This window comes from Agromyces soli (assembly GCF_022811605.1).
Lineage (GTDB): Bacteria > Actinomycetota > Actinomycetes > Actinomycetales > Microbacteriaceae > Agromyces > Agromyces soli.
In genome coordinates this window covers 3,123,120-3,148,359 of sequence record NZ_CP094533.1, presented here as the reverse complement: position 1 = coordinate 3,148,359, position 25,240 = coordinate 3,123,120, and the positions used below count along the sequence as shown (strand labels likewise).

Sequence of the window (25,240 nt, the reverse complement as noted above, 5' to 3'; positions counted from 1 at the left end):
GTGACATCGCGGCGGAACCTGCCGGCCTCAGCCGAGGATCGCGAGCATCGAGACGATGGGCGTCGCGACGAGGATGAACGCGGTCGCAACGATGCCGACGCGCTCGACGAGCGGCAGCGGCTGGATCGGGTCATCGAGGCGACGGAGCCGCGCTTCGAGCAGGTCGGGGTCGGGCCGGACACCACCGGCGTCCGCGTAGGCGAAGGGCTCGGCGTCGGCGCCGAGGCGTTCGGCCGCCCGCCGCAGCGGTTCGGCCCCCGTGGTGCGTCGGGCGCCGTCGTCGGCGAGCATCTCCGTCAGCGTGGACACGGCCCGCTCTGCGCGATTCGCGATCGGGAACCAGGGCAGTGCGCTGTGCCACGCGCGGAAGGAGAGCAGCACGACGTGGTGCAGTTGCTCGAGGTGAGTGCGCTCGTGCGCGACGACCGCCGCGAGCTCGTCGTCCTCGAGCGCACCGATGAGGCCGTCGGTGAGCACCGTCGCCGTGCGCAGGCCTGGCACGCAGTACGCGAGCGGTACCGGGTGGGCGAGCACCCGGGTGCCCGGCTGGCCGGGCAGCGGCTCGCTCAGCAGATCGATGAGCTGGTGCTGGCGACGTCGCTCGCGCTCCGCCGAGACCGCGGTGAGCGCGAGGTTCAGGGCGAGGTGCACCGCGAGTCCGGCGGCGAGCGTGAGGGCGGCGATCTCGAACACGCCGTAGTGCTCGGGGATCGGCCCGTCGACGAGATGGGGGAGGAGGTCCCGGAGTCCGGCGAGGAGGGATCCCGAGGCCGAGGCGCCGAAGGCGAGCAGGCTGCCGATCATGGCGAGGCCGCCCGAGAGGGCGATCGCCTGCCAGAGGGCGAGGGCGAGGGCGGGCGCTCTGGCCGGCCAGGCGGCGCTCGCGAGCGCGAGCGGGGCCGGCCACGCGAGGGTGATCGCGAGGGCGGCGAGCACAGCCGCGACGACGAGCATGGTCAGCGCCGGGCGCTGAGCTCGTCGAGGAGGCGGCGGAGGGTCTGCGCCTCGCCGGCGGTGACGGTGCCGACGAAGCGCGCGAGGGCGCCGTCGCGGTCGTGCGAGGAGTCCAGCACCTCGTGCATGAGCTCCGCGGTGTGCTCGGCCCGGCTGAGCAGGGCGCGGTAGCGGTGCGGTCGCTGGTCGCGCGAGCGGGAGACGAATCCCTTGCGCTCGAGCCGGGACAGCACGGTGAGCACCGTGGTCGTCGCGGGGGAGCGGCCGCGGTCGGAATCGGTGAGCACGAGCCGGTCGCGCACCTCGTTGGCCGTGAGTGCGGCGTCGCTCGTCCAGAGCTCTTCCATCACCGCTCGTTCGAGCTCGCCAAGACCTGCCATTGCTTCATCGTACTGCGTGACTTGCGCTTCTTCTACATCGAGTAGAAGAATGGGTGCCGCAGGCTTCTACGAGGTGTAGAAGTCATCCGCTCGGGCCCGGACGGCCGCGAAGGGGGCACCCTGTGAATGATCTGCTCGATCCGCTCTTGCTGGCCAGGTGGCAGTTCGGTCTGACGACCGTCTACCACTTCCTGTTCGTGCCGCTCACGATCGGTCTCGCCACGACGACGGCGATCTTCCAGACCGCCTGGGTGCGCACGGCGAAGGTCGAGTACCTGCGCATCACCCGGTTCTTCGGCTCGATCTTCCTCATCAACTTCGCCATGGGTGTCGTGACCGGCATCGTGCAGGAGTTCCAGTTCGGCATGAACTGGTCCGAGTACTCCCGCTTCGTCGGCGACATCTTCGGCGCGCCGCTCGCGCTCGAGGGACTGCTCGCCTTCTTCCTGGAGGCGACGTTCATCGGCCTCTGGATCTTCGGCTGGAACCGCCTGCCGCAGAAGCTGCACCTCGCCACCATCTGGGTGACCGCGGTCGGCTCGATCGTGTCGGCGTACTTCATCATCGCGGCGAATGCGTGGATGCAGAACCCGGTCGGATTCGAGCTGAACGCCGAGCGCGGCCGGGCGGAGCTGGTGGACATCTGGGCGGTGCTGACGAACCCCGTCGCCCTCGCGGCCTTCCCGCACACCATCGCCGCGGCGTTCATGGTGTCGTCCGGTCTCATCATCACGGCGGCCGCGTGGCACCTCTCGCGCAACCAGCACCTCGACACGATGCGTCCGGCCCTGAAGTTCGGGCTCTGGGCGATGGTGGTCTCCGGCGCGCTGACCACCTTCTTCGGCGACCAGCTGAGCCTCGCCATGGTCGCGACGCAGCCCATGAAGATGGCCGCGGCCGAAGCCACCTACGACACCGTGTGCGGGGCGGACGCCTCCTTCTCGATCTTCACGCTCGGCACACCGGACGGCACGAACGAACTCTTCTCCATCCGCGTCCCGTACCTCCTGTCGCTGCTGTCCACGCACAGTCTCGACGGCTGCGTCGAAGGCATCAACGACCTGCAGGCCCAGTACACCGAGCTCTGGGGCCCTGGCGACTACACGCCGATCATCTGGGTCACCTACTGGGCGTTCCGCTGGATGATCGGGCTCGGCATGGCCCACGTCCTCGTCGCCGTCGTCGGCCTCTGGCTCACCCGCAAGGGCCGGATGCCGAAGCAGAAGTGGGTGTGGAAGGTCGCCATCTGGAGCTTCCCGCTCTCGCTCGGCGCCATGATCGTCGGCTGGGTGTTCACGGAGATGGGCCGGCAGCCCTGGATCGTGTTCAGCCAGATGTTCACGGAGTCGGCAGTGTCGCCCAACGTCACGGGCCTCGACGTGCTCATCTCGCTCACCGCCTTCACGCTGATCTACGGCATCCTCGCCGTCGTGGAAGTGCGCCTCATCATCCGCGCCGTCAGGAAGGGGCCGCCCGAGATCGGCGCCCCCGACCCCGAGACCGGACGCGTCGAGCAGCCCTCGACGGTCTACTAGAAGGAGTTCGCCATGGATCTCGCCGTGCTCTGGTTCTGGATCGTCGCCTTCTTCTTCGTCGGCTACTTCGTGCTCGACGGCTTCGACTTCGGCGTCGGCATGACCATGCCCTTCCTCGCGAAGGACGACACCGACCGCCGGGTCATGATCAACACGATCGGCCCCGTCTGGGATCTCAACGAGACGTGGGTGATCGTCGCCGGCGCCGCGCTGTTCGCGGCCTTCCCCGAGTGGTACGCGACGCTGTTCTCCGGCTTCTACCTCGCGCTGCTGCTCATCCTGCTCGCGCTCATCGCCCGCGGCGTGTCCTTCGAATACCGGCACCAGCGGCCGGAGTCGCAGTGGAAGGCCTGGTTCGACCGCATGATCATCGTCGGCTCGGCCGTGCCGGCGCTGCTCTGGGGCGTCGCCTTCGCGAACATCGTGCAGGGTGTGCCGCTCGACGCCGACCACAACTACATCGGCACGCTCTTCGACCTGCTGAACCCGTACGCCCTGCTCGGCGGCGCCACGACGCTGCTGCTGTTCTTCACGCACGGCGCCGTGTTCATCGCGCTGAAGACCGAGGGCGAGCTGCGGGCCCGGGCCAAGCGCCTCGCGACGAAGGCTGGCGTCATCACGATCGTCGTCGCCGCAGCGTTCCTGCTGTGGACGGGCGTCGCGCAGGGCTCCGCGTGGTTCTGGGCGCCGGCGGCCGTGGCGGCCGTCGCCCTCATCGGCGGAGTGCTCGCGAACGTGCGCGGGAAGGAGGGCGTGGCCTTCGGGCTCATGGCGCTCACGATCGCGGCCGCCGTGATCGGGCTCTTCGCCGCGCTCTTCCCCGAGGTGATGCCCGCATCCAACGACCCGGCGAACAGCCTCACGATCGCGAACGCCTCCAGCACGCCGTATACGCTCACGTTCATGAGCTGGACCGCGCTGATCTTCCTGCCGCTCGTGCTCGCGTACCAGGCGTGGACCTACTGGATCTTCCGCAAGCGCGTCACCAGGCAGACCATCGAGGCGGCCGCGCACTGACGTGAAACCGCTCGACCCTCGCCTCATCCGGCGCTCCGGCGCCGCCCGCGGCTTCCTCGCCGCGGGCGGCGCGGTGGCGCTCGTCCAGGCCGTCGCCGTCATCGGCTTCGCGTACGCGCTCGCCAGACTCGTGACCGATCTCGTCGCGGGCGTCCCGCTGGCGGAGCTCGGCTGGGCGATGCTGCTGCTCGTCGGCTGCGTCCTCGTGCGCGCACTCGCGGCGTGGGTGTGGGAGTGGTCCGGCGCCGCAGGGGCGGTGCGAGTGAAGGCCGAGCTCCGCCGGGCGGTGCTCGAGTCGGTCGATCGCGGCGCCGGAGCGCCCGGCGGCACGGGCAGGCTCGCGACCCTGCTCGGACCCGGGCTCGACGCGCTCGACGACTACTTCGGGCGCTACCTCCCGCAGCTCGTGCTCACGGTGATCGCGATGCCGATCCTGCTCGTCGCGGTCTGGCTCGCCGATCCGCTCTCCGGGCTCATCCTCGTCATCGTGCTGCCACTGCTGCCGATCTTCATGGCGCTCATCGGCCTGGCCACCAAGCAGGTGCAGCAGCGGCAGTGGGAGGGGCTGCAGCAGCTCTCGACCGCCTTCCTCGAGATCGTCGGCGGCCTGTCCACGCTCGTGGTCTTCAACCGCGCGGAGCGCCAGCTGGGCCGCATCCGGCGGGCGACCGACGCGTACCGCGGCAAGACGATGCGCGTGCTGCGGGTGACCTTCCTCTCCGGCTTCGTCCTCGAGTTCGGGGCGAGCCTGTCGATCGCGCTCGTCGCGGTGTCGATCGGCCTGCGCCTCGTCTCGGGGGAGATGGGCCTGCTGGCCGGCCTCTTCGTGCTCGTGCTCGCGCCGGAGGTGTTCCTGCCGCTGCGGAACGTGGGTGCCGCCTTCCACGCCTCGACCGAGGGGCTCGAAGCCTCCGGCGAGGCGCTCGACCGCATCGAGGCGGGGGAGCGGGCGGATGCCTCGGCCGTGCGCGCCGCGACGACGCCGGCCTCGGCACGGTCCGGGGCGGACGCGGGCGCGGTGCTCCGGCTCGAACGGTTCGCGGCGCTGCGCGACGGCCGTGCCGTCGCCGCTCCCGTCGACCTCGAACTGTCACCCGGCGAGGTCGTCGCCCTCGTCGGACCGAGCGGTGCGGGCAAGTCGAGTCTCATCGCCGCGCTGCTCGGCTTCGCCGAGGCCGACGGCGAGGCCTGGGTCGACGGCGCGCCCGCGGGGCCCGCTGCCCGGCCGCGCGTGGCCTGGGCCGGCCAGCAGCCGCTGCTGCGCGCGGGCACCGTCGCGTCGAACGTCCGGCTCGGCAGCGAGCAGGCGCCCGAGGCGCTGCTCGAGGAGGCGCTCGCCGAGCTCGCCGTGGGGCTCGAGGCCGGGCACCCGGTCGGGGCCGACGGTGCCGGGCTCTCCGGCGGGCAGCAGCAGCGGATCGCGGTGGCCCGCGCCTGGCACCGCGCCCGCGCCGAGGGAGTGCGACTGCTCATCCTCGACGAGCCGAGCTCGGCGCTCGACGCCGGACACGAGGCCCGGCTCGCCACCGCCGTGCGCCGGCTCGCAGAGAACGGCACCGCGGTGCTCGTCGCGAGCCACCGCCCCGCCCTCGTCGAGGCGGCCGATCGCGTCGTCGAACTCCGGGAGGCCGTCCGTGTCGCGAACTGACCCCGCCGCACGTCGCGTACTGCGCGAGGCGATGCCGCCCCTCCGGCGGCTCCTGCCGGCGGTGCTCGCGGGCATCGCCTCCGGCGGATCGGCCGTCGCGCTGCTCGCCGCGAGCGCCTGGCTGATCACCCGGGCGGCCGAGCAGCCGCCGATCCTCTTTCTCTCGCTCGGCATCGTCGGCGTGCGGGCGTTCGCGCTGTCGCGCGCGGTGTTCCGCTACCTCGAACGACTCGCGGGGCACGATGCGGCGTTCCGGCAGCTCGCGGCTGTCCGTGCCGGCGTGTACGAGCGGATGCTCCCGGTCGCGCCCGACGGCGTGCCGGCGACCCGGGGCGGCGAGCTGCTCGCCCGCTTCGTGGGCGACGTCGACGAGCTTCAGAACCTCGCGCTCCGCGTGGTGCAGCCCGTCGTGAGCGCGCTCGTCGTGCTCGTCGCCGCGGTGACGGGCATCGCGTTCCTCGCGCCCGGCGCGGCGGCCGGGCTCGCGCTCGTGCTCGTGGCCGGCATCGGCCTCGCGCTGTTCGCCCAGCATCGCGCGGGCGCGCGGGCCGACCGCGAGCTCGCCCCGCTGCGCGGTCGGCTCCAGCAGGCGGTCGTCGAACACCTCCGCACGAGGGAGCTGCTGGTCGCGTACGGCGCCACCGACGCCGACCTCGACCGCATCGACGGCCTCGCCCGGCGACTCGGACGCGTCTCGCGGGCGCGGGCGGTCGCCGCCGGGGCGGTCGCCGCGGCCGTCGCGGCCATGGGTGGCATCGGCGCAGCCGTCGCGCTCTGGCTCGCCGCCCCCGTCCTCTCGAACGGCGGCATCGACGGCCCGACGCTCGCGATCCTCGCCCTCGTGCCGCTCGCCGTCGCCGAGGTCGCGGCGGCGATCCCGCCCGCGGCGGCGGCGTGGCGCGTCGCGCGCTCGGCGGCGGAGCGCGTCGCCCGTGCGGTGCCCGCCGACGTGCCGCCGGAGCTGCCCGTCCCCGCGGTCGCGCCCCGGGCGCTGCCGGCCGACGGAACCGCACCCAGGCTCGAACTGCACGGCGTGCACGCCGACTGGCCGGGGTCGGACGGGATCGAGCGGCCGAGCGCCCTCCGGCCCGTCGATCTCGTGCTCGACCCGGGAGAGCGCGTGCTCGTGCGAGGCCCGAGCGGCAGCGGCAAGACCACGCTCGCCCACGTACTCGTCCGATTCCTCGAGTACGGCGGCTCCTACCGCGTCGACGGCATCGAGGCGCGCGAGCTCGATGCCCATCGGCTGCGCGACCGCATCGGGCTCGTCGAGCAGCGGCCCTGGCTCTTCGACGAGTCGATCCGGCAGAACCTCATCTTCGCCCGGGACACGGCGAGCGACGCCGAGCTCGAGGCGGTGGTCGAACGCGTCGGCCTCGGCGAGTGGATGCGCGAGCGCGGCGGACTCGACGCGCCCGTCGGGGAGCGAGGCGCGCTCGTATCGGGCGGCCAGGCCCACCGGATCGCGCTGGCCAGGGCGATGCTCGCGGACTTCGACGTGCTCGTGCTCGACGAACCGACCGCGAGCGTCGATCGCGCGCGGGCGGACGCCCTGCTCGCGGAGCTGCTCGACGCGGCATCCGGCCGCTCCGTCGTGCTCATCTCGCACACGCCCGTCGCGGCGGGACTCGTCGACCGCGAGCTCGTGCTCGGCTGAGCGGCGAAGGGGTCGTTTTCCGGCATCCGCCCTCGTGACCACCGCGGCGGATGTCGGAAAGCGACCCCCTCGCGTGGGCGCGGGGGGCGGGGGCTGGCGCGGGCACGGGGGGATGGCGCGGCGCGGCATGGGCCGCGCGCGCCGTAGGCTGAGGGGATGCCCCGACGCCTCCGTCGACGACCGCTGCCCGGGTGGCGCGACCCGGAGCTCGTCCACCTCGAGCTCGCCGGCGGCGCCCCGGTGTCCGCGTGGCTCGACTCCGGCATCGACGCGAGCTCCGGCTCGAGCGTCGTCGCGGTGCCGCGCGATGGCGCCAAGGTCCTCGTCGCGGGCGACGACACTCCGCCGGCGGACGTCTTCGAAGCGCTCCGCACCGAGCTCGGCGATTCCGTCGACGCCTCGGCGGGCGCGACGCCGCTCGGCTGGATCGGCTGGTTCGGCTACGAGTTCGGCGCTCGCGCGCTCGGCCTGCCCGCCGCGCCGACGCGCACACCGGCGGCGGCCTTCTTCTTCGCCGAGCGCGCCGTGGTCTTCGACCACGCCGCCCGGACGATGCGTCTCGAGTGGCTCGAGGACGATGCGGACCCCGCCTTCGCCGCAGCCCAGGCATCCTGGCTCGAGCGCACCGCAGCCGCCATCGCCGCACTGCCCGAGGCGGCGGCCGGCCTCGATCCCGTGCCCGCCGTGCCCGCCGTCGCCGCGCCCCGCTGGCGGCACTCGGCGGAGGCGTACCGCCGACGCATCCTCGCCTGTCAGGAGGCGATCGCCCGGGGCGACGCCTACCAGCTCTGCCTCACCAACCGGATCGACGTCGACGGCCGTTTCGACCCCGTCGAGCTGTACCGGCGGCTCCGCCGCACGAGCCGGAGCCACCACGGCGGACTGCTCCGCTTCGACGACACCGCCCTGGTCAGCGCCTCGCCCGAGCAGTTCCTGCTCGTCGAGCCCAGCGGGCTCGTCTCGACGAAGCCGATGAAGGGCACGCGCCCGCGGCATCCCGACCCGGAGCGCGACGCCGCCCTCCGGGGCGAACTGCTCGCGAGCGCGAAGGAACGGGCCGAGAATCTCATGATCGTCGACCTGATGCGCAACGACCTCTCGCGCGTCGCCGAACTCGGCAGCGTGCGCGTGAGCGGCTTGCACACGGTCGAGGAGTACCCGCAGGTGCACCAGCTCGTCTCCACCGTCTCCGCGCGGCTCCGGCCCGGGCTCGGCGCCGTCGACGCGATGGCCGCGGCGTTCCCCGCCGGCTCGATGACGGGCGCACCGAAGGAGAGCGCCATGCGCATCCTGCACGGGCTCGAAGCGGGGGAGCGCGGCATCTATGCGGGCGCCTTCGGCACCGTCTCGGTCGATGGCGGCGCCGACCTCGCGATGGTGATCCGCTCGATCGTCGTGACCCCGACCGGTGCTTCGATCGGGACCGGCGGCGGCATCACCGCGCTCTCCGTGCCGGAGGAGGAGGTGGAGGAGACCCGGGTGAAGGCCCGCGCGCTGCTCGACGCCCTCGGCGCCGCCCCCGACGCCGCGATCGAATAGGCTGGAAGCTCGCATCGAGCGCGCTTCCGTCGCGCCCGCGATCCCACCCCCGCAGATACGCACGATTGAGAGTCACGTGGTCAACGAGCAGGAATCCGTGCCGCGCCCCGACGCCGACGCCTACGACTTCGCCGCCATCCAGGAGAAGTGGCTTCCGGTGTGGGAGGAGCTCGAGCTTTTCCGCGCGGGCCGCGAGGGCGACACCCGCCCCCGCAAGTACGTGCTCGACATGTTCCCGTACCCCTCCGGCGACCTGCACATGGGGCACGCCGAGGCGTTCGGCTTCGGCGACATCTCCGCCCGCTACTGGCGCCACCAGGGCTTCGACGTGCTGCACCCGATCGGCTGGGACTCGTTCGGCCTCCCGGCCGAGAACGCCGCCATCAAGCGCGGCGCCGATCCCCGCGAGTGGACCTACTCGAACATCGCGCAGCAGAAGCGCTCGTTCCGCCAGTACGCGCCGAGCTTCGACTGGTCGCGCGAGCTGCACACGAGCGACCCCGAGTACTACAAGTGGAACCAGTGGCTGTTCCTGAAGCTCTACGAACAGGGCATCGCGTATCGCAAGGCCGGCCAGGTCAACTGGTGCCCGAACGACCAGACCGTGCTCGCGAACGAGCAGGTCGTCGACGGGCACTGCGAGCGCTGCGGCGCGGTGGTGACGAAGAAGGCCCTGACGCAGTGGTACTTCCGGGTCACCGACTACGCCGACCGGCTGCTCGACGACCTCAACCAGCTCGAGGGCACGTGGCCGTCGAAGGTCGTCTCGATGCAGCGCAACTGGATCGGCCGCTCCTCGGGCGCCGACGTCGAGTTCGAGATCGAGGGCCGCGACGAGCGCGTGACCGTGTTCACGACCCGCCCCGACACGCTGTACGGCGCGACCTTCATGGTCGTCGCCGTCGACTCCCCGCTCGCCGCCGAGCTCGCGGCCGGCGCCTCCACCGAGGTGCAGCGCAACTTCGAGGGCTACCTCGACTCCGTGCGCGCCGAGAGCGACATCGACCGGCTCGCGACCGACCGGCCGAAGACCGGCGTCTTCCTCGAGCGCTACGCGGTGAACCCGCTGAACGGCGAGCGCCTGCCGATCTGGGCGAGCGACTACGTGCTGGCCGACTACGGTCACGGCGCGATCATGGCCGTGCCCGCGCACGATCAGCGCGACCTCGACTTCGCCCGCGCCTTCGAGCTGCCGGTGCGCGTCGTCGTCGACACGAACGCACCGGTCACGGGCGTCATCCCGGTCATCCCGACCGATGCCGACGGCAACGCGATCGAGCCCGACGACCTGCCCCCGCTCGACCCGGCGTCGACCGGCGTCGCGCTCACGGGCGAGGGTCGGCTGATCAACTCCGGCCCCCTCGACGGGCTGTCGAAGTCGAACGCCATCCGCCGGGCCATCGAGATCCTCGACGAGCGCGGCACCGGCCGCGCCGCGAAGAACTTCCGGCTGCGGGACTGGCTGATCTCCCGCCAGCGCTTCTGGGGCACGCCGATCCCGATCATCCACTGCGCCGACTGCGGCGAGGTGCCGGTGCCCGAGTCGGAGCTGCCCGTGCGGCTGCCCGACGCGGCGGGCCTCGACCTGAAGCCGAAGGGCACGAGCCCGCTGGGCGCGGCCGAGGCCTGGGTGAACGTCACCTGCCCGAACTGCGGAGGCGCGGCCAAGCGCGACTCCGACACGATGGACACCTTCGTCGACAGCTCCTGGTACTACCTGCGCTACCTGAACGCGAACGACGACACGCGCGCCTTCGACCCGGCCGAGGCCGAGAAGTGGGCGCCCGTCGACCAGTACGTCGGCGGCGTCGAGCACGCGATCCTGCACCTGCTGTACTCGCGCTTCATCACGAAGGTGCTGTTCGACCTCGGCTACCTGCGGTTCACCGAGCCGTTCACCTCCCTGCTGAACCAGGGCATGGTGCTCATGGACGGCTCGAAGATGTCGAAGTCCAAGGGCAACCTCGTCGAGTTCGCCTCCGAGCTCGCCGCGCACGGCACCGACGCCCTCCGCGTGACGCTCGCGTTCGCCGGGCCGCCGGAGGACGACATCGACTGGGCCGACGTGTCGCCGGTCGGCTCCGCGAAGTTCCTCGCCCGTGCCTGGCGCATCGCGCACGACGTGACGAGCGCCCCCGAGGTCGATTGGTCGACGGGCGATCGCGCGCTCCGGCGCGCCTCGCACCGTCTGCTGGCGGATGCCCCGGGGCTGGCCGAGTCGTACAAGTTCAACGTCATCGTCGCGCGCCTGATGGAGCTCGTGAACCTGACCCGCAAGGCGATCGACCAGGGCCCCGGCCCGGCCGACGCGGCCGTCCGTGAGGCGGCCGAGGTGACGGCGATGGTCCTCGACCTGTTCGCGCCGTTCACTGCGGAGGACATGTGGCAGCGGCTCGGCTACGAGCCCTCCGTGGCGCTCGTGCCGTGGCGCAAGGCCGACCCGGCGCTGCTCGTCGAGGACCAGGTCACCGCGATCGTCCAGGTCGACGGCAAGGTGCGCGACCGGCTCGAGGTCTCGCCGAAGGTGTCCGGCGAGGAGCTCGAGCGCCTCGCGCGCGACTCGGCCGCGGTCGCCCGGGCGATCGGCGAGCGTGAGATCGTGAACGTCATCGTGCGCGCGCCGAAGCTCGTCAACATCGCGACGCGGGGGTAGGGCACTCCGGCCCTCCTCCACATGCGGGGCGGATCTCGCGGCGCTCACCGGGTCCGCCTCAGTGCGTCCCACGCGGTTCGGTCGACCGTAGCGTCGTGGCATGCCTGGACTCCCGAGCGGCGCCGAGCCCGATGACGACGCGCTGGCGCTCCTCGCGCCGTCGGCTCGCCGAGCGGGTGCGCGCACCCGCATCGCCGTCGGCGCGGCGGTCGTCGTGTTCCTCGTGGCGCTCGCGGTGGCCGCGCTGCTCTCGTTCTCCGGTTCGGGCGGTGGGGATGCCGGTTCGCTCGAGTTCGGCGACGAGACGGCGATGGGCGACGAGGCGGCGCCCGGGGCTGCGCTGACCGGGGCGCCGGCCTCACCGGTGCTGCTCGTGCACGTCCTCGGCGCCGTCGCCCGGCCCGGCCTCGTCGAGCTCGAACCCGGGGCGCGCGTCGTCGACGCCATCGCCGCCGCGGGCGGCCTCACGGCCGAGGCCGACGCCGGCGGGGTGAACCTCGCCCGCCCGGTCACCGACGGCGAGCAGCTCCTCGTCCCGCGACCGGGCGAGGTGCCGCCGCCGCAGCCCGGGGCGGTCGGCGGTGCGAGCGGAGCAGGCGGCGAGCCGGGGGCTGCCGGCGCCGCCGGCGTGGTGCAGCTGAACACGGCGGGCCTCGCCGAGCTCGACACGCTGCCGCGCATCGGGCCGGCGCTCGCGCAACGGATCCTCGACTGGCGAGCGGCGAACGGCGGTTTCACGAGCGTCGAGCAGCTGCTCGAGGTCGCGGGCATCGGCGACGCCGTGTTCGCCGGGCTCGTCGACCGGGTCGCCCTGTGAGCAGCCCGCCCGCACCGCCGCTCGGCACGGCCGCTCCGGTGCGCGATCTGCGGCTCGTCCTGCCGGCGCTCGTGGCCTGGGCCGTCGCCTGGGTGGCGGTGCGGCTGCCAGAGCTCGGGATCGGAACCTGGGTCGCCCCGGTGGTGTGCTGGGCGACGGCGTGCGGCGCCCTGCTCGCCGTGCTGCGCCGGCGGCGGCCTGCGGCAACGCTGGCGCTCGTCGCCGCCGCGGCCGGCGCGGTCGTCGCGACGAGTGCTGGCGTCGCGCTGGCGGACCGCGACCGCGGACCGTTCGCGGGGGAGCGACGGGCCTCGGCGGCCGTGGTCGTCGAACTCGTCGGCACTCCGCGCGACGCCTCGTTCGCCTCGGCGGCGACGGGGTTCGACGCCGAATCCGAGTCCGATCCGGGCGCGCCGGCGTCCCAGCGGCTGCGGGTGCCGGCGCGACTGCTCGAGGTCGAGGGCGAAGCGGTGCGCCCGGTGCCGGTGGTCGCGGAGTTCGAAGCCGACCCCGGCAGGATCGGGCTCGGCTCGCGGCTCGCCTTCGACGCTCGGGCTGCGCCGCAGCCGCCCTCCGAGCGTGCAGCGCTCCGGCTGCGCGGCGGCGCGGTGGACCGCATCGCGCCGCCCCCCTGGTGGGCCGCATGGGCGCTCCCGCTGCGCGCCGGACTCGTGGATGCCGCCACCGAACTCGGCGGCGATGGCGGCGCGCTCGTGCCCGGGCTGGCAGTCGGCGACGAGCGCGCCGTCGGCGAGGAGCTCGACGCCGCGATGAAGGCGAGTTCGCTCACCCACCTCACCGCGGTGTCCGGGGCGAACTGCGCGATCATCACGGCCGCCGCGTTCTGGATCGCGGCTCGATGCCGCGCGCCGCGCTGGGCTCGGGTGGCGGTTGCGATCGGCGCGCTGCTCGGCTTCGTGGTGCTCGTGACGCCGCAGGCGAGCGTCGTCCGCGCTGCGGCCATGGCGATCGTGCTGCTCGTGGCGCTCGCCCGCGGACGGCGGGGCGGTGGCGCGCCCGCGCTCGCGACGGCGGTGATCGTGCTCCTCGTGGCCGACCCCTGGTATGCGGGCGACTACGGCTTCGCGCTCTCGGTGGCGGCGACCGGTGGCCTGATCCTGCTCGCCCCGCCGCTCGCCGCGCGCCTCGCCCGCGTGATGCCGGCGCCGCTCGCGGTCGTGCTGGGGGTTCCGATCGCAGCGCAACTCGCCTGCCAGCCGATCCTCGTGCTCCTCGAACCGACGATCCCGCTCTCGGGGGTCGCGGCGAACCTGCTGGCCGCGCCGGCGGCACCGCTCGGCACCGTCCTGGGCCTGCTCGCCTGTCTCGTCCTCCCGATCGTGCCCTCGGTCGGTTTCGCTCTCGCGCAGCTCGCCTGGCTCCCCGCCAGCTGGATCGCTGCACTCGCGCACGCCGCCTCGAACATGCCGCTCGCCCAGTTGCCCTGGCCGCCTGGAGCGCCGGGCGCTGCACTGCTGCTCGTCACCACCGCGGCCGCATTGCGCCTCGTGCTCGGCCGCCACCAGCGGCGCCCGCTGGCGGCGCTCTCGCTGGCCCTGGTGCTCCTCGTGGCCGCCGGCACCGTCGGAGGGGCTCTCGGCACTCGGGTGCTGCCCGGGATGCTGCGTCCCGCCGACTGGTTCGTTGTGGCCTGCGACGTGGGACAGGGCGATGCCGTGCTGCTCAGGGCCGGCGGACGCACCATGCTGGTCGACACCGGCCCGGAACCGGCGGCGCTCGGGCGCTGCCTCGAGCTCGCCGGGGTCGATCGCATCGGAGTGCTGGTGCTCACGCACTGGGATCTGGATCACGTCGGCGGAGTGCCGGCCGTGGCCGATCGGGTCGACGCCGTGCTGCACGGCCCGCCCGACGGGACTCGTTCGCGCCGGGCGCTCGCCCCGCTCGTCGAGCGCGGTGTCCCCGCGGTCGAGGCCGAGGTCGGCAGGAACGGCGAGCTCGGCGGACTGCGCTGGCGGGTGCTGTGGCCCGATGCCGGGGCGCGACCGGGCAACGACGCGAGCGTCGTGCTCGCCGTCGACGGACCGCAGGCGAGCGTGCTCCTGCTGGGCGACCTCGGCGAGACGGCGCAGATCGGGCTCCTGAAGCGGCTGGACGCCGCCCGGACCGGTGAGTTCGACCTCGTGAAGGTGGCCCACCACGGCTCGGCCGACCAGCACGAGGCGCTCTACGCGCGCCTGGGAGCCGTGCTGGGTCTGATCGGCGTCGGCGCCGACAACGGCTACGGGCATCCGACGGCCGCGCTGCTCGAACTGCTCGAACGCCACCGCGTGCACGCGATGCGCACCGATCGGATGGGCACCGTGTTCGTCGGCGACGACGGCGAGGGGCTGCGGCTGTGGAGCGAGCGCGGCGCGGCGGAGCCGCCACCCGGGCCCGGGGGGCCGTCGGCCGTCGAGCAGCCCGCGATGACAGCGGCCGCCCGTAGACTCCGCCGTAGACTTGGAGGTCGAGCCGGCGCATTCCGCCGGGCAGGAGGAGACAGTGGCGGCACGCACCGCGGCACGCGCCGCACCGAAGGCGAAGGCGGCCATCCCGCAGCTCGCGTGGAACGCGGTCCGTCCGGCGCCGGTGGTGCTCGTCGCCGGTCCCGAAGACGTGCTCGCCGAGCGGGCGATCGGCATGCTCCGCGACTTCCTCCGCACCGAGGATCCCGCGCTCGAGGTGAGCGACCTCGAAGCCGACGCCTACCGCCGAGGCGAGCTGCTGACGCTCGCGAGCCCCTCCCTCTTCGGCGAACCGCGACTCATCCGCGTCTCCGGCGTCGAGAAGGCGAGCGACGACTTCCTGCTCGACGCGCTCGACTATCTCGAGCAGACGGCCGAGTCGACCACGCTCGTGCTCCGGCACCGCAACGGTCAGCGTGGCAGGAAGCTGCTCGACGCGATCCGGGCCGGCTCGGGCGGCGGCATCGAGATCGTCTGCGCCGAGCTCAAGAAGGATTCCGAGAAACAGGACTTCGCCGCGACCGAGTTCCGCAGCGCCGGACGGAAGGTGAGCCCCGGCGCGCTGCGCGCCCTCGTCGGCGCGTTCAGCGACGACCTCGCCGAGCTCTCGGCCGCATGCCGGCAGCTCATGGCCGACGCCCCGGGCGACATCGACGAGAAGCTCGTCGCCAAGTACTACGGGGGCCGGGTCGAGACCACGGCGTTCACCGTCGCCGACGCCGCGATCGCCGGACGGCATGGCGAAGCGCTCATCGCCCTCCGGCACGCACTCGACAGCGGCGCCGACCCGGTGCCGATCGTCGCGGCGTTCGCGATGAAGGTGCGCACGATGGCGAAGGTGTCCGGGGCGCGCGGCGGGGGAGCGCAGCTCGCGTCGTCGCTCGGGATGGCCCCGTGGCAGGTCGACCGCGCCCGCCGCGACCTCGCCGGGTGGGACGATGCCGGCCTCGCGCGCACCATCGAAGCGCTCGCGGCGACCGACGCCGCCGTGAAGGGCGCCGAGCGCGACCCCGTCTTCGCCCTCGAACGTCTGATCGGCGTCATCGCCTCCCGCGGCCGCGACTGACCTCGGTCCATCCGCGCCCGAGCCTCACGCGGCCCACCCGCGCCCGGGCCCCACGCCGCCGCGCCTGACCCCGTTCCCCCCGCGCCGAGCTCCACCCGTCCCGTCCGCGCCCCAGCCTCGCGCGGCCGCCGCCTGCGTCGGCATCCGCGAGCTGCACGACGAAACGCCCGACGCGCCATCAGGAGTGGCGCAGCGAGCGTTTCGTCGTGCGACTCGCCAGCCGCTACCGCACCGGTGCCGGTGCCGGGGCGAAGCAGCAGCCGCGCGGGAACGACGAAGGCCCCGCCGGAGCGGGGCCTTCGTGGATGCTGCTGCGCCTCAGAGCGCGGCGGCCTGCTTCGCGATCGCCGACTTGCGGTTCGCGGCCTGGTTCTTGTGGATGACGCCCTTCGAGACAGCCTTGTCGAGCTTGCGGTTCGCAACGCGAACGGCGGCGGTCGCCTTGTCCTTGTCGCCACCGGCGATCGCCTCGCGCGCGGCGCGGACGACGGTCTTGAGCTCGCTCTTGACGGCCTTGTTGCGCTCCTCGGCCTTGCGGTTGGTGCGGATGCGCTTGATCTGCGACTTGATGTTTGCCACGTGGATTCTTTCGTTGTCGTGCGGTACGGGATGTGCCGCGAGCGGTAGAGGGGCCGCCGCGACGTTTCGTGCGGGGTGGGACCCACACGCAAGCCAACAGGCAACGATACCAGTTCTCAGCGGACGGCACCAAAGCGAGCGGTGCGTCTCACCCGGTCGATGCGGGGGCCCGCCCGGCGCGGCCGCGGGCCGCCGCGCGGCGTTGGAGCTCGGCCACCGCATCGAGCACCACGGCGGTGAACGCCTCCGGGCGGCTCAGGCTCACGAGGTGGGTGGCGCCGGGCACGACGACGAGCCGGCCGTCGTGCATCGCACGGGCGAGCCGGCGCTCCTCGAGCCGGAAGTGATCGAGCTGCCCGTTCACGAGCCAGACCGGGCAGCGCACCGCGCCGAGCGCCGCCTCGAGGTCGATCGTGCCGACGGCGCGGAGCGTCGGCCGCATGACGTCGAGGGCCACGCCGCCGGCGACGACGTCGTGCGCTGCGGTGGGGGAGAGCATGAGGCGGATGAAGCCGTCGTTGAGCGAGCGTCCGCGGTCCGGCAGTCGGCCGATCGCGTCCGCGAGGGCGAGGTAGCCGTGGAGGCCGACGCCGCGGGGGCGGGTGCCGCACGAGGCGGCGACGAGGCCGTCGAGCAGGTCCGGATGCCTTGCCGCGGTTTCGATCGCGAGGTAGCCGCCAAGGCTCAGCCCGACGAGCAGGCGCGGCACGGGCTCCGGCTGCGCCGAGCCAGCCGAGCCAGCCGAGCCAGCCGAGCCAGCCGAGCCGTGCGGGCCATCCGCGTGCTCCTCGGCCCGGAGCGCGTCCGCGATCGCAGCCACTGCGCCGTGCAGGGTGAACGGTTCGCCGATCCGGCGCCCGTGCCCGGGCAGGTCGATCGCCACGGCCTCGACGTCGTAGCGCGCGAGCGCCTCGAGCTGCGCGCGCCACATCGTGGCGGAGGTGCGGATGCCGTGGACGAGCACGACGCGCGCGCGGACCACGGTCAGCCCGCGCGGATCGCGCCGAGCTCGCGAGCCCGCGCCACCGCGGCCGTGCGCGAACCGACGTCGAGCTTCGTGAAGATGTGCACGAGGTGGCTCTTCACCGTGGCCTCGCTGAGGAAGAGGGCGCGGCCGATCTCGCGGTTCGACCGTCCCTCGGCGACGAGCGTGAGCACCTCCGCTTCGCGGGCGGTGAGCCGCTGCTCGGCGCCGTCCGCGGCGGCGAGTCGAGAGGAGACCGCCGGGGCGAGGGCGGTCTCGCCGGCCGCGGCGAGGCGCACCGCCGCGAGGAGTTCCTCGGGCGGGGCGTCCTTCAGCAGGTAGCCGCTGGCTCCCGCCTCGATCGCGCCGAGGATGTCGGCGTCGGTGTCGTAATTCGTGAGCACGAGCACCCGCGGCGGGCGAGGGAGGGCGCGGATGCGCCGGGTGGCCTCGGCGCCCTGCAGCTCGCCGGGGAACTGCAGGTCCATCAGCACGAGGTCGATGCCCCCGTCGCCGCTCTCGCCGGCGAGGCGGATCGCCTCCGCCGCGGTTCCCGCCTCCGCCACGACGACGAGCTCCGGGTCGGCCTCGAGCATCGCCCGGATGCCGGCGCGGACGACGGGATGGTCGTCGGCGAGCATGAGGCGGATCACGACGGCACCACCGGGATGCGCACGACGACCGCGGTGCCCTCGCCGGGTGCGGACTCGACGTCGGCGGTGCCGCCGAGCCGCTCCGCGCGGCGCCGGATGGCGGGCAGCCCGAATCCGTCGCCCGCCTCGGCCTTTCGCGGGTCGAAGCCGACGCCGTCGTCGACGACGTCGAGCGCGACCTCGTCGCCGAGGAAGCTCAGCGTGAGCTCGGCGTGCGTCGCCCTGGCGTGGCCGACGACGTTCGCCAGTGAGCCCTGGGCGATGCGGAGGAGCGTCGCCTCGACCGCCATGGGCAGCGGGGCCGGCTCCCCGCTCGTCGAGAAGCTCGCGCGCACCGTCGCGCCCGATTGCTCGGCCTGCGCGTTCGCCGAGTCGACGAGGCGCTGCAGCGCGGCGGGCAGCCCGCGGCCGTCGAGCGGGGCCGGGGTGAGCTCGCGGATGAAGCGCCGCGTCTCCTGGAGGTTCTCCGCCGCCGTCTCGCGGGCGAGCTCGAGGCGCTCCCGGGTGCGGTCGTCCTGCACGTCTCGCTCGGCCGCGTGCAGCAGCATCTGGATGCTCGACAGGCCCTGCGCGACGGTGTCGTGGATCTCGCGGGCGAGCCGCTCGCGCTCGGCCTTGGTGCCGGCCTCCCGGCTGGCGGCGGCGAGCTCCTCACGGGTGGCCATGAGATCGAGGATGAGCGCCTGACGCTCCCTCGTCTCCTGCGCCATGGCCCGGTAGCCGAGTCCGATGACGATCGCGACGCCGGCGCTGATGAACGGACCGAGGATGCTGCCGGGCTCGAAGCCGAGGTGCATCGTCGTACTGGCGACGGAGATCGCGAACGTGACGATCACGAGCGGCACGGCGATCGAGGCGGCGAGCACGTGCAGCTCGAGGAAGAAGAGCGGGAACGCGAGGAACGCCGCGTCGGGCGTGAGCACGCTGAGCGCGGCCCACAGCGCGAGCAGGCCGATGAGCCAGAGCACGCGCGCCCACACCGGGAGGTGCCGGTGCGCGGCGGCGACGCCCGCCCCGTACCAGGCGAGGAACACGATCGCGAGGACCGTGACGGGCACCTCCAGCCCGTCGTCTGCGACGAGCGCCCGGACGACGACGAAGAGCGCCAGTCCGACGACGAGCACGTGGAGTCCCGCGCGGAGCGCGATGAAGACCGGGCGCAGCGCGGAGGGCTGCACCCGCTCGTCGACGGGGGCTTCGAGCACGGCCATGATGGGCCTCAGCGTAGCCCCGGGGGCCTGACCGGGGCATCCGTCGAAAGTCGCACCCGAAGTCATGGGAGAATCGATCGATGTCTCCGAGAGCTGTGAACCCGCCGGTGCCTGCTGCCACCGACCCTGCGCTGATCCGCAATTTCTGCATCATCGCGCACATCGACCACGGCAAGTCGACCCTCGCCGACCGCATGCTGCAGATCACGGGGATCGTCTCCGACCGGGACATGCGGGCCCAGTACCTCGACCGCATGGACATCGAGCGCGAGCGCGGCATCACCATCAAGAGCCAGGCGGTGCGCATGCCGTGGGCCGTCGCCGACGAGAGCGGGCGCGACGTCGCGTACGCGCTCAACATGATCGACACCCCCGGACACGTCGACTTCAGCTACGAGGTCTCCCGCTCCCTCGCGGCCTGCGAGGGGGCCATCCTGCTCGTCGACGCCGCGCAGGGCATCGAGGCGCAGACCCTCGCGAACCTGTACCTGGCGCTCGAGAACGACCTCGAGATCATCCCGGTGCTGAACAAGATCGACCTGCCCGCCGCGGAGCCGGAGAAGTACGCGCGCGAGCTCGCCGACCTCATCGGCGGCTCGCCCGACGACGTGATGAAGGTCTCGGGCAAGACGGGCCTCGGGGTCGAAGCGCTCCTCGACCGCGTCGTGCAGCGCATCCCCGCCCCGGTCGGCGACGCCGACGCGCCGCCGCGCGCGATGATCTTCGACTCCGTCTACGACAGCTACCGCGGCGTCGTCACCTACGTGCGAATGGTCGACGGGCAGCTGAATCCGCGCGAGCGCATCCAGATGATGTCGACGAAGGCGACGCACGAGATCCTCGAGATCGGCGTGAGCGCGCCCGAGCCCACCCCCAGCAAGGGCCTCGGCGTCGGCGAGGTCGGCTACTTGATCACCGGCGTGAAGGACGTCCGCCAGTCCAAGGTGGGCGACACGGTCACGACCGCGGTGAAGCCCGCGGCCGATGCGCTCGACGGCTACACCGAGCCGCTGCCGATGGTGTTCTCGGGCCTGTACCCGATCGACGGCAGCGACTACCCCGAGCTGCGCGAGGCCCTCGACAAGCTGAAGCTCTCGGATGCCGCGCTCGTCTACGAGCCCGAGACCTCGGTCGCCCTCGGCTTCGGCTTCCGCGCCGGCTTCCTGGGGCTCCTGCACCTCGAAATCGTCACCGAGCGGCTCCGCCGCGAGTTCGGTCTCGACATCATCGCGACCGCGCCCTCGGTGGTCTACGAGGTCACCACGGAGGACAAGAAGACCGTCACCGTCACGAACCCGAGCGAGTTCCCGACCGGGGCGAAGATCGCCGAGGTCCGCGAGCCGATGGTGAAGGCCGCGATCCTCGCGCCGAAGGACTACGTCGGCACGATCATGGAGCTCTGCCAGTCGCGTCGCGGCACCCTGCTCGGCATGGAGTACCTCGGCGAGGACCGCGTCGAGATCCGCTACGACATGCCGCTCGGCGAGATCGTCTTCGACTTCTTCGACCACCTGAAGTCGAAGACCGCCGGCTACGCCTCGCTCGACTACGAGCCCTCCGGCGATCAGGCCGCCGACCTGGTGAAGGTCGACATCCTGCTGCAGGGCGAGCAGGTCGACGCGTTCAGCGCGATCGTGCACCGCGACAAGGCGTACGCGTACGGCGTGCTGATGACCGGCCGGCTTCGCGAGCTCATTCCGCGCCAGCAGTTCGAGGTGCCGATCCAGGCGGCGATCGGGGCCCGGATCATCGCGCGCGAGTCCATCCGGGCCATGCGCAAGGACGTGCTGGCGAAGTGCTACGGCGGCGACATCAGCCGCAAGCGCAAGCTCCTCGAGAAGCAGAAGGAGGGCAAGAAGCGCATGAAGATGGTCGGCCGCGTCGAGGTCCCTCAGGAGGCGTTCATCGCCGCGCTCTCGGGCGACACCGAGTCCAAGGACTCCAAGAAGAAGTAGGGAGCGCGTCATGAAGCGACGGAGCTCGTTCACCGACCAGTCGGTGACGTACGGGGCGATCGGGGCCACGCAGGCCCCCGATCTCCTCCGCTACCCGCCGGAGGGCTACCGCCCGGCGGAGGACAGCGTGAAGATCGGCTCGGGGCGTGAGCGCTTCGACAAGGCCGCGGAAGAACTGATGACCTGGGGCGTCCAGCGCGGCGCCGGGTTCGAGGTGCTCGACGTAACGGCCGGCACCGGCACGCAGTACACGGGCATCGCCTACGACGTCGAGGGCGCGCCCGCCGCCGGCGCCCAGCCGCACACCGAGCAGCGCTTCGCCGCCGACGGCACGCCGTACCTCGCCGCAGGGATGACGGCGACGCTCCGCTCGCAGCGCCGCTTCGGGCATCACGACACGCACGTCCTCGTCGTCTACGTCATCGACGAGCCGGACCGCATCGGCTTCGCCTACGGCACCACCGCCGACGGGGAGGAGAGCGGCGAGGAGTCGTTCGTGCTCGAACGCCGCGAGGACGACAGCGTCTGGCTGACGATCCGCTCGGTGCTGCAGACGGCGGGCGGTGCGCGCGCCGTCGTCGCCCCGGCCGTGCGCCGCCGCCGCCGCGAGCTCACCCAGCGGGAGCTGCGCGCGCTGCACCCCGCGTTCGTCTGAGCCGTGGCCGGACCGCTTCCGATCGGCGATCCTGCGCCGGCGGACGGGCTGCTGCCCGCGCAGGCCGTCGACGGCGCCGCCGAGCGCGCGCTCGGGCTCTACGTGCACGTGCCGTTCTGCCGCGTGCGCTGCGGGTACTGCGACTTCAACACGTATACGGCGACCGAGCTGCGCGGCGCCACCCAGGCCGACTACGCAGCGCAGGCGATCGGCGAGCTGCGCTTCGGCGCGGCGGCGCTCGAGGCATCCGGTCTGCCCCCGCGCGAGCTCGGCACCGTGTTCTTCGGCGGCGGCACCCCGACGCTGCTGCCCGCCGCTCAGCTCGTCGAGATGCTCGCGGCCGCCCGCCGCGAGTTCGGCATCCGGCCCGGCGCCGAGGTGACGACGGAGGCGAACCCGGACTCGGTGGACGCCGCGTACCTCGCCGAGCTGCGCGACGGCGGCTTCACCCGAGTGTCGTTCGGCATGCAGTCGGCGGTGCCGAGCGTGCTCGCGACGCTCGACCGTACGCACGACCCCGAGCGGGTGCCGCTCGTCGTCGCCTGGGCGCGCGAAGCGGGGCTCGACGTGAGCCTCGATCTGATCTACTCGACGCCGGGGGAGCGGCTCGCGGACTGGCGCACGAGCCTCGAGGCGGCGATCGTCGCCGCCCCCGATCATCTGAGCGCCTATTCGCTCATCGTGGAGGACGGCACGAAGCTCGCCCGCCAGGTGCGCCGCGGTGAGCTCGCCGCGCCCGACGACGACCTCGCGGCCGACATGTACGAACTCGCCGACGAGCTGCTCGCCGAGGCGGGATTCGCCTGGTACGAGGTCAGCAACTGGGCGCGCGGCGACGAGCACCGCTCGCGGCACAACCTCGGCTACTGGCGCGGCGACGACTGGTGGGGCGTCGGACCCGGCGCGCACAGCCACGTCGGCGGCGTGCGCTGGTGGAACGCGAAGCACCCGGCCGCCTACGCCGACCGCATCGCCGCCGGCGTCTCCCCGGCAGTCGGCCGGGAGACGCTCGACGCCGCGGCCCGGGAGACCGAGCGGGTGCTGCTCGGCATCCGGATCCGCGAGGGGCTCGAGATCGCCTCGCTCCCCGAACCGGGGCGCGCGGCGATCGCCGGTCTCATCGCCGAGGAGCTCGTCGAGCCGCGCGCGGCGCTCGCCGGCCGGCTGACCCTCACCCGCCGCGGTCGGCTGCTCGCGGACGCGGTCGTCCGGCGGCTGCTCGCCTGAGTCCGGGGCGCTGCTCGGGCCGGAACGTCGAATCGCCCGCCTCCGCGGGGGAGACGGGCGATCCGAGGATGCTCGATCAGCTGACGAACTTGATCGACATCGGGTAGGTGTAGGGCTGGCCCTGGTTCGCCTTGATGGCGGCGATGATGCTGAACACGATGACCAGCACGCCGACCGCGGCGAGGATGAAGATGCCGATGATGACGATGGTCAGGATGCCGCCGACGACGCTCGCGATGAGCATGGTGAGCTGGAAGTTCAGCGCCGTCGCGGTGTGCGCGCGCACGAACGGGCCCTTGTCCTTCAGCAGCAGGTAGCCGAGCAGCGCCGGGATGAAGCTGAAGAAGATGCCGCCGATGTGCACGAGCGTCGCCCAGAGCTTCTCGTCGGCCGGATTCAGCGGCTGCGTCTGCTGGTAGGGATTGCCGGGCGGCGGGGCCGGCGGGCCGGGAGGCGGCGGCGTCGGCGGGGTCGGTGGGGTGGGCACGTCGGTCATGGAAGGCCTCCTGGCTGCACCGCCTGCGCGGTGGGATGGTCGGACGCCTCCATGGTGGCAGAAACGGCGCGCCGGACGGAAGGGCCCGTCCGGCGCGCCGCCGGTGCCGCTGCGACCGCGGGGCGGCCGGAGTCGACTACTTGATGAGTCGGAGCGCGAAGGGGTAGCGGTAGTGCTGCCCGTCCTTGACGCGCAGGAACGCGATGATCGAGAACACGATCGAGATCACCCAGACGGCGAGCGAGATGAGGCCGCCGATGAGGATGATCGAGAGCACGGCGCCGATGACGTAGCCGATGAGCATCGTGATCTGGAAGTTCAGGGCCTCCTTCGCCTCGACGTTGGTGAACTGGCCGCGGTCCTTGAAGACGAGCCAGATGATGAGCGAGGGCAGGAAGCCGAGGATGCCGCCCAGGTGGGCGAAGGAGGCCCACTGGATGTCCTGGTCCTGGGGGAGCGGCCCGGCTGCGGCGGCCGGCTGCGGGGGCACGGGCTGCTGGGGCGGCACGTTCGGGTCGGGCGTCTGTGCGTTGGGGTCGGTCATGGCGATGCCTTTCGGGGCTGGGGATCGGCCGCGGCTCGTGCTGACCCGTTCGGGGGACGGCTCGCGGACTCGGGATCACCGTAGCGCCGCCCGTGGGGCGTCGCAACGCCCGCGGCGCAGGATGTCGCGATAGGATTGGCACTCGAAGAAGACGAGTGCCAACGGACGGGAGGTGGGGCGATGGTCTCCGATCGAGGGCTGGCCGTGCTCCGCGCGATCGTGCAGGACTACGTCGCCTCCCGCGAGCCGGTCGGCTCGAAGACGATCGTCGAGCGGCACGCCTTCGGCGTCTCGGCCGCGACGATCCGCAACGACATGGCCCTGCTCGAGGAGGAGGAGCTGATCGCGGCGCCGCACACCTCGTCGGGGCGCATCCCCACCGACAAGGGGTACCGCGTCTTCGTCGACCAGCTGAGCGAGCTGCGGCCGCTCAGCCAGGCGCAGCGGCACGCGATCGAGACCTTCCTCGGCGAGTCGAGCGACCTCGACGAGCTGCTGGCGCGCACCGTGCGGCTGATCGCGCAGCTCACCAATCAGCTCGCCGTCGTGCAGTACCCGAGCTTCGCGAGCTCGCGCGTGCGCCACGTCGAACTCGTGGCGCTCGCGCCCGATCGAGTGCTCTGCATCCTCATCACCGATTCCGGTCAGGTCGAGCAGCGCGTCGCCGAGCTCGGCTCGCCGGTCGACGAGCAGACGCTCGCCTCGCTCCGGGCCCGCTTCAACGAGCTCGCCGCCGGGCGGACCCTCGCCGAGGCCGCGCAGGCGCTCTCGGGCGAGGTGCCCGCGGTCGACCCGCGGCACGCGCAGGTGCTGCACACGCTCGCGACCACCCTCGCCGAGCAGGCCCGCGTCCAGCGCGGCGACCGCCTCGTGGTCGCCGGCGCCGCGAACCTGGTGCGCACCGAACAGGACTTCGCGGGCTCCATCCTCGGCGTGATCGAGGCCATCGAAGAACAGGTCGTGCTGCTGAAGCTCTTCGGCGAGATGGCCTCCGATCAGCACGGCGTCGCCGTCAGCATCGGCCGCGAGAACGCCCCGTTCGGCCTCGCCGAGACCTCGGTCATCGCGAGCTCGTTCGCGGTGGCCGGCCGCGACGTCTCACGGCTCGGCGTCGTCGGGCCGACCCGCATGGACTACACCACGAGCATGGCGGCGGTCCGCGCGGTCGCGCGCTATCTCTCCCGCACGCTCGGCGAGCACTGACCAGCAGCCGTCATCGACCAGC

General features: G+C 72.8%; 20 protein-coding genes and 1 pseudogene. 13 read left to right on the top strand and 8 right to left on the bottom strand.

Going from position 1 to position 25,240, the window contains the following annotated elements:
• Positions 1 to 27: 27 nt before the first annotated feature.
• Positions 28 to 954: a M56 family metallopeptidase gene (locus tag MTP13_RS15095; protein ID WP_243568507.1), complete on the bottom strand. Its 927-nt coding sequence runs from the start codon at positions 952 to 954 to the stop codon at positions 28 to 30.
• A gap of 2 nt (positions 955 to 956) precedes the next feature.
• Positions 957 to 1,334, bottom strand: coding sequence for a BlaI/MecI/CopY family transcriptional regulator (locus MTP13_RS15090; RefSeq protein WP_243568506.1), 378 nt, complete (start codon positions 1,332 to 1,334; stop codon positions 957 to 959).
• Positions 1,335 to 1,456: 122 nt separating this feature from the next.
• Between MTP13_RS15090 and MTP13_RS15085 the strand changes: the two genes are divergently transcribed.
• From MTP13_RS15085 to holA, 9 genes and pseudogenes are all read left to right on the top strand, one after another.
• A complete protein-coding gene (locus tag MTP13_RS15085) occupies positions 1,457 to 2,869 on the top strand; it encodes a cytochrome ubiquinol oxidase subunit I (protein WP_243568505.1) in 1,413 nt (470 codons plus the stop codon).
• Between the two features lie 12 nt (positions 2,870 to 2,881).
• On the top strand, positions 2,882 to 3,886 hold the full coding sequence (gene cydB, locus MTP13_RS15080; protein WP_243568504.1) for a cytochrome d ubiquinol oxidase subunit II: 1,005 nt from the start codon (positions 2,882 to 2,884) through the stop codon (positions 3,884 to 3,886).
• 1 nt (position 3,887) lies between these two features.
• Positions 3,888 to 5,534 (top strand): thiol reductant ABC exporter subunit CydD, encoded by a 1,647-nt coding sequence (gene cydD, locus MTP13_RS15075; protein WP_243568503.1) that lies wholly within the window; start codon positions 3,888 to 3,890, stop codon positions 5,532 to 5,534.
• On the top strand, positions 5,521 to 7,191 hold the full coding sequence (cydC, locus tag MTP13_RS15070; protein ID WP_279399736.1) for a thiol reductant ABC exporter subunit CydC: 1,671 nt from the start codon (positions 5,521 to 5,523) through the stop codon (positions 7,189 to 7,191). Before cydD ends, cydC begins: the two co-directional genes overlap by 14 nt.
• A 156-nt stretch (positions 7,192 to 7,347) precedes the next feature.
• Positions 7,348 to 8,730 (top strand): anthranilate synthase component I family protein, encoded by a 1,383-nt coding sequence (locus MTP13_RS15065; RefSeq protein ID WP_243568502.1) that lies wholly within the window; start codon positions 7,348 to 7,350, stop codon positions 8,728 to 8,730.
• A 76-nt stretch (positions 8,731 to 8,806) separates the two neighbouring features.
• Positions 8,807 to 11,383 carry a leucine--tRNA ligase gene (gene leuS, locus MTP13_RS15060; protein ID WP_243568501.1) on the top strand — a complete coding sequence of 859 codons (2,577 nt, stop codon included), beginning with the start codon at positions 8,807 to 8,809 and terminating at the stop codon, positions 11,381 to 11,383.
• 100 nt (positions 11,384 to 11,483) lie between these two features.
• Positions 11,484 to 12,200: a helix-hairpin-helix domain-containing protein gene (locus MTP13_RS15055; protein ID WP_243568500.1), complete on the top strand. Its 717-nt coding sequence runs from the start codon at positions 11,484 to 11,486 to the stop codon at positions 12,198 to 12,200.
• Between the two features lie 770 nt (positions 12,201 to 12,970).
• Positions 12,971 to 14,314 (top strand): annotated as a pseudogene (locus MTP13_RS18310) (ComEC/Rec2 family competence protein); the annotation flags it as partial.
• A gap of 388 nt (positions 14,315 to 14,702) precedes the next feature.
• Complete coding sequence (gene holA / locus MTP13_RS15050) at positions 14,703 to 15,731, top strand: DNA polymerase III subunit delta (protein WP_243568499.1); 1,029 nt, start codon at positions 14,703 to 14,705, stop codon at positions 15,729 to 15,731.
• Between the two features lie 318 nt (positions 15,732 to 16,049).
• On the opposite strand, the gene rpsT is transcribed toward holA, so the two are convergent.
• The 4 genes from rpsT to MTP13_RS15030 all read right to left on the bottom strand — a co-directional run bounded on the left by rpsT (position 16,050) and on the right by MTP13_RS15030 (position 19,138).
• Positions 16,050 to 16,310 (bottom strand): 30S ribosomal protein S20, encoded by a 261-nt coding sequence (gene rpsT, locus MTP13_RS15045; RefSeq protein ID WP_189086488.1) that lies wholly within the window; start codon positions 16,308 to 16,310, stop codon positions 16,050 to 16,052.
• A 148-nt stretch (positions 16,311 to 16,458) separates the two neighbouring features.
• A complete protein-coding gene (locus MTP13_RS15040) occupies positions 16,459 to 17,292 on the bottom strand; it encodes an alpha/beta fold hydrolase (RefSeq protein WP_243568498.1) in 834 nt (277 codons plus the stop codon).
• A 2-nt stretch (positions 17,293 to 17,294) separates the two neighbouring features.
• Positions 17,295 to 17,927 carry a response regulator gene (locus tag MTP13_RS15035; RefSeq protein WP_243568497.1) on the bottom strand — a complete coding sequence of 211 codons (633 nt, stop codon included), beginning with the start codon at positions 17,925 to 17,927 and terminating at the stop codon, positions 17,295 to 17,297.
• Entirely contained in the window at positions 17,924 to 19,138 is a 1,215-nt protein-coding gene (locus MTP13_RS15030; RefSeq protein ID WP_243568496.1) for a sensor histidine kinase, read from the bottom strand. Before MTP13_RS15030 ends, MTP13_RS15035 begins: the two co-directional genes overlap by 4 nt.
• Positions 19,139 to 19,218: 80 nt before the next feature.
• On the opposite strand from MTP13_RS15030, the gene lepA reads away from it, so the two are divergent.
• From lepA to hemW, 3 genes are read left to right on the top strand one after another with little or no spacing between them, the layout of a single operon-like run.
• Positions 19,219 to 21,093 carry a translation elongation factor 4 gene (gene lepA / locus MTP13_RS15025; RefSeq protein ID WP_243568495.1) on the top strand — a complete coding sequence of 625 codons (1,875 nt, stop codon included), beginning with the start codon at positions 19,219 to 19,221 and terminating at the stop codon, positions 21,091 to 21,093.
• A 10-nt stretch (positions 21,094 to 21,103) separates the two neighbouring features.
• The gene (locus tag MTP13_RS15020; RefSeq protein ID WP_243568494.1) at positions 21,104 to 21,748 is read left to right on the top strand and encodes a DUF1990 family protein; all 645 of its coding nucleotides are present in this window, start codon (positions 21,104 to 21,106) and stop codon (positions 21,746 to 21,748) included.
• Between the two features lie 3 nt (positions 21,749 to 21,751).
• Positions 21,752 to 22,975, top strand: coding sequence for a radical SAM family heme chaperone HemW (gene hemW, locus MTP13_RS15015; RefSeq protein ID WP_243568493.1), 1,224 nt, complete (start codon positions 21,752 to 21,754; stop codon positions 22,973 to 22,975).
• A gap of 76 nt (positions 22,976 to 23,051) precedes the next feature.
• Here the strand turns inward: hemW and MTP13_RS15010 are convergent, their stop codons facing one another.
• Positions 23,052 to 23,471 carry a DUF4870 domain-containing protein gene (locus MTP13_RS15010; protein ID WP_341680611.1) on the bottom strand — a complete coding sequence of 140 codons (420 nt, stop codon included), beginning with the start codon at positions 23,469 to 23,471 and terminating at the stop codon, positions 23,052 to 23,054.
• Between the two features lie 136 nt (positions 23,472 to 23,607).
• Positions 23,608 to 24,015 carry a DUF4870 domain-containing protein gene (locus MTP13_RS15005; protein WP_243568492.1) on the bottom strand — a complete coding sequence of 136 codons (408 nt, stop codon included), beginning with the start codon at positions 24,013 to 24,015 and terminating at the stop codon, positions 23,608 to 23,610.
• Between the two features lie 180 nt (positions 24,016 to 24,195).
• On the opposite strand from MTP13_RS15005, the gene hrcA reads away from it, so the two are divergent.
• Entirely contained in the window at positions 24,196 to 25,218 is a 1,023-nt protein-coding gene (gene hrcA / locus MTP13_RS15000) for a heat-inducible transcriptional repressor HrcA (RefSeq protein WP_243568491.1), read from the top strand.
• The last annotated feature ends 22 nt before the right edge of the window (positions 25,219 to 25,240 follow it).

What these genes read in the sequence shown, in the direction of transcription:
- MTP13_RS15095 (WP_243568507.1), bottom strand. Translation starts at nt 954, where the DNA reads ATGCTCGTCGTCGCGGCTGTGCTCGCCGCCCTCGCGATCACCCTCGCG.
- MTP13_RS15090 (WP_243568506.1), bottom strand. Translation starts at nt 1,334, where the DNA reads ATGGCAGGTCTTGGCGAGCTCGAACGAGCGGTGATGGAAGAGCTCTGG.
- cydB (WP_243568504.1), top strand. Translation starts at nt 2,882, where the DNA reads ATGGATCTCGCCGTGCTCTGGTTCTGGATCGTCGCCTTCTTCTTCGTC.
- MTP13_RS15065 (WP_243568502.1), top strand. Translation starts at nt 7,348, where the DNA reads ATGCCCCGACGCCTCCGTCGACGACCGCTGCCCGGGTGGCGCGACCCG.
- MTP13_RS15055 (WP_243568500.1), top strand. Translation starts at nt 11,484, where the DNA reads ATGCCTGGACTCCCGAGCGGCGCCGAGCCCGATGACGACGCGCTGGCG.
- MTP13_RS15030 (WP_243568496.1), bottom strand. Translation starts at nt 19,138, where the DNA reads ATGGCCGTGCTCGAAGCCCCCGTCGACGAGCGGGTGCAGCCCTCCGCG.
- lepA (WP_243568495.1), top strand. Translation starts at nt 19,219, where the DNA reads ATGTCTCCGAGAGCTGTGAACCCGCCGGTGCCTGCTGCCACCGACCCT.
- MTP13_RS15020 (WP_243568494.1), top strand. Translation starts at nt 21,104, where the DNA reads ATGAAGCGACGGAGCTCGTTCACCGACCAGTCGGTGACGTACGGGGCG.
- MTP13_RS15010 (WP_341680611.1), bottom strand. Translation starts at nt 23,471, where the DNA reads ATGACCGACGTGCCCACCCCACCGACCCCGCCGACGCCGCCGCCTCCC.
- MTP13_RS15005 (WP_243568492.1), bottom strand. Translation starts at nt 24,015, where the DNA reads ATGACCGACCCCAACGCACAGACGCCCGACCCGAACGTGCCGCCCCAG.
- hrcA (WP_243568491.1), top strand. Translation starts at nt 24,196, where the DNA reads ATGGTCTCCGATCGAGGGCTGGCCGTGCTCCGCGCGATCGTGCAGGAC.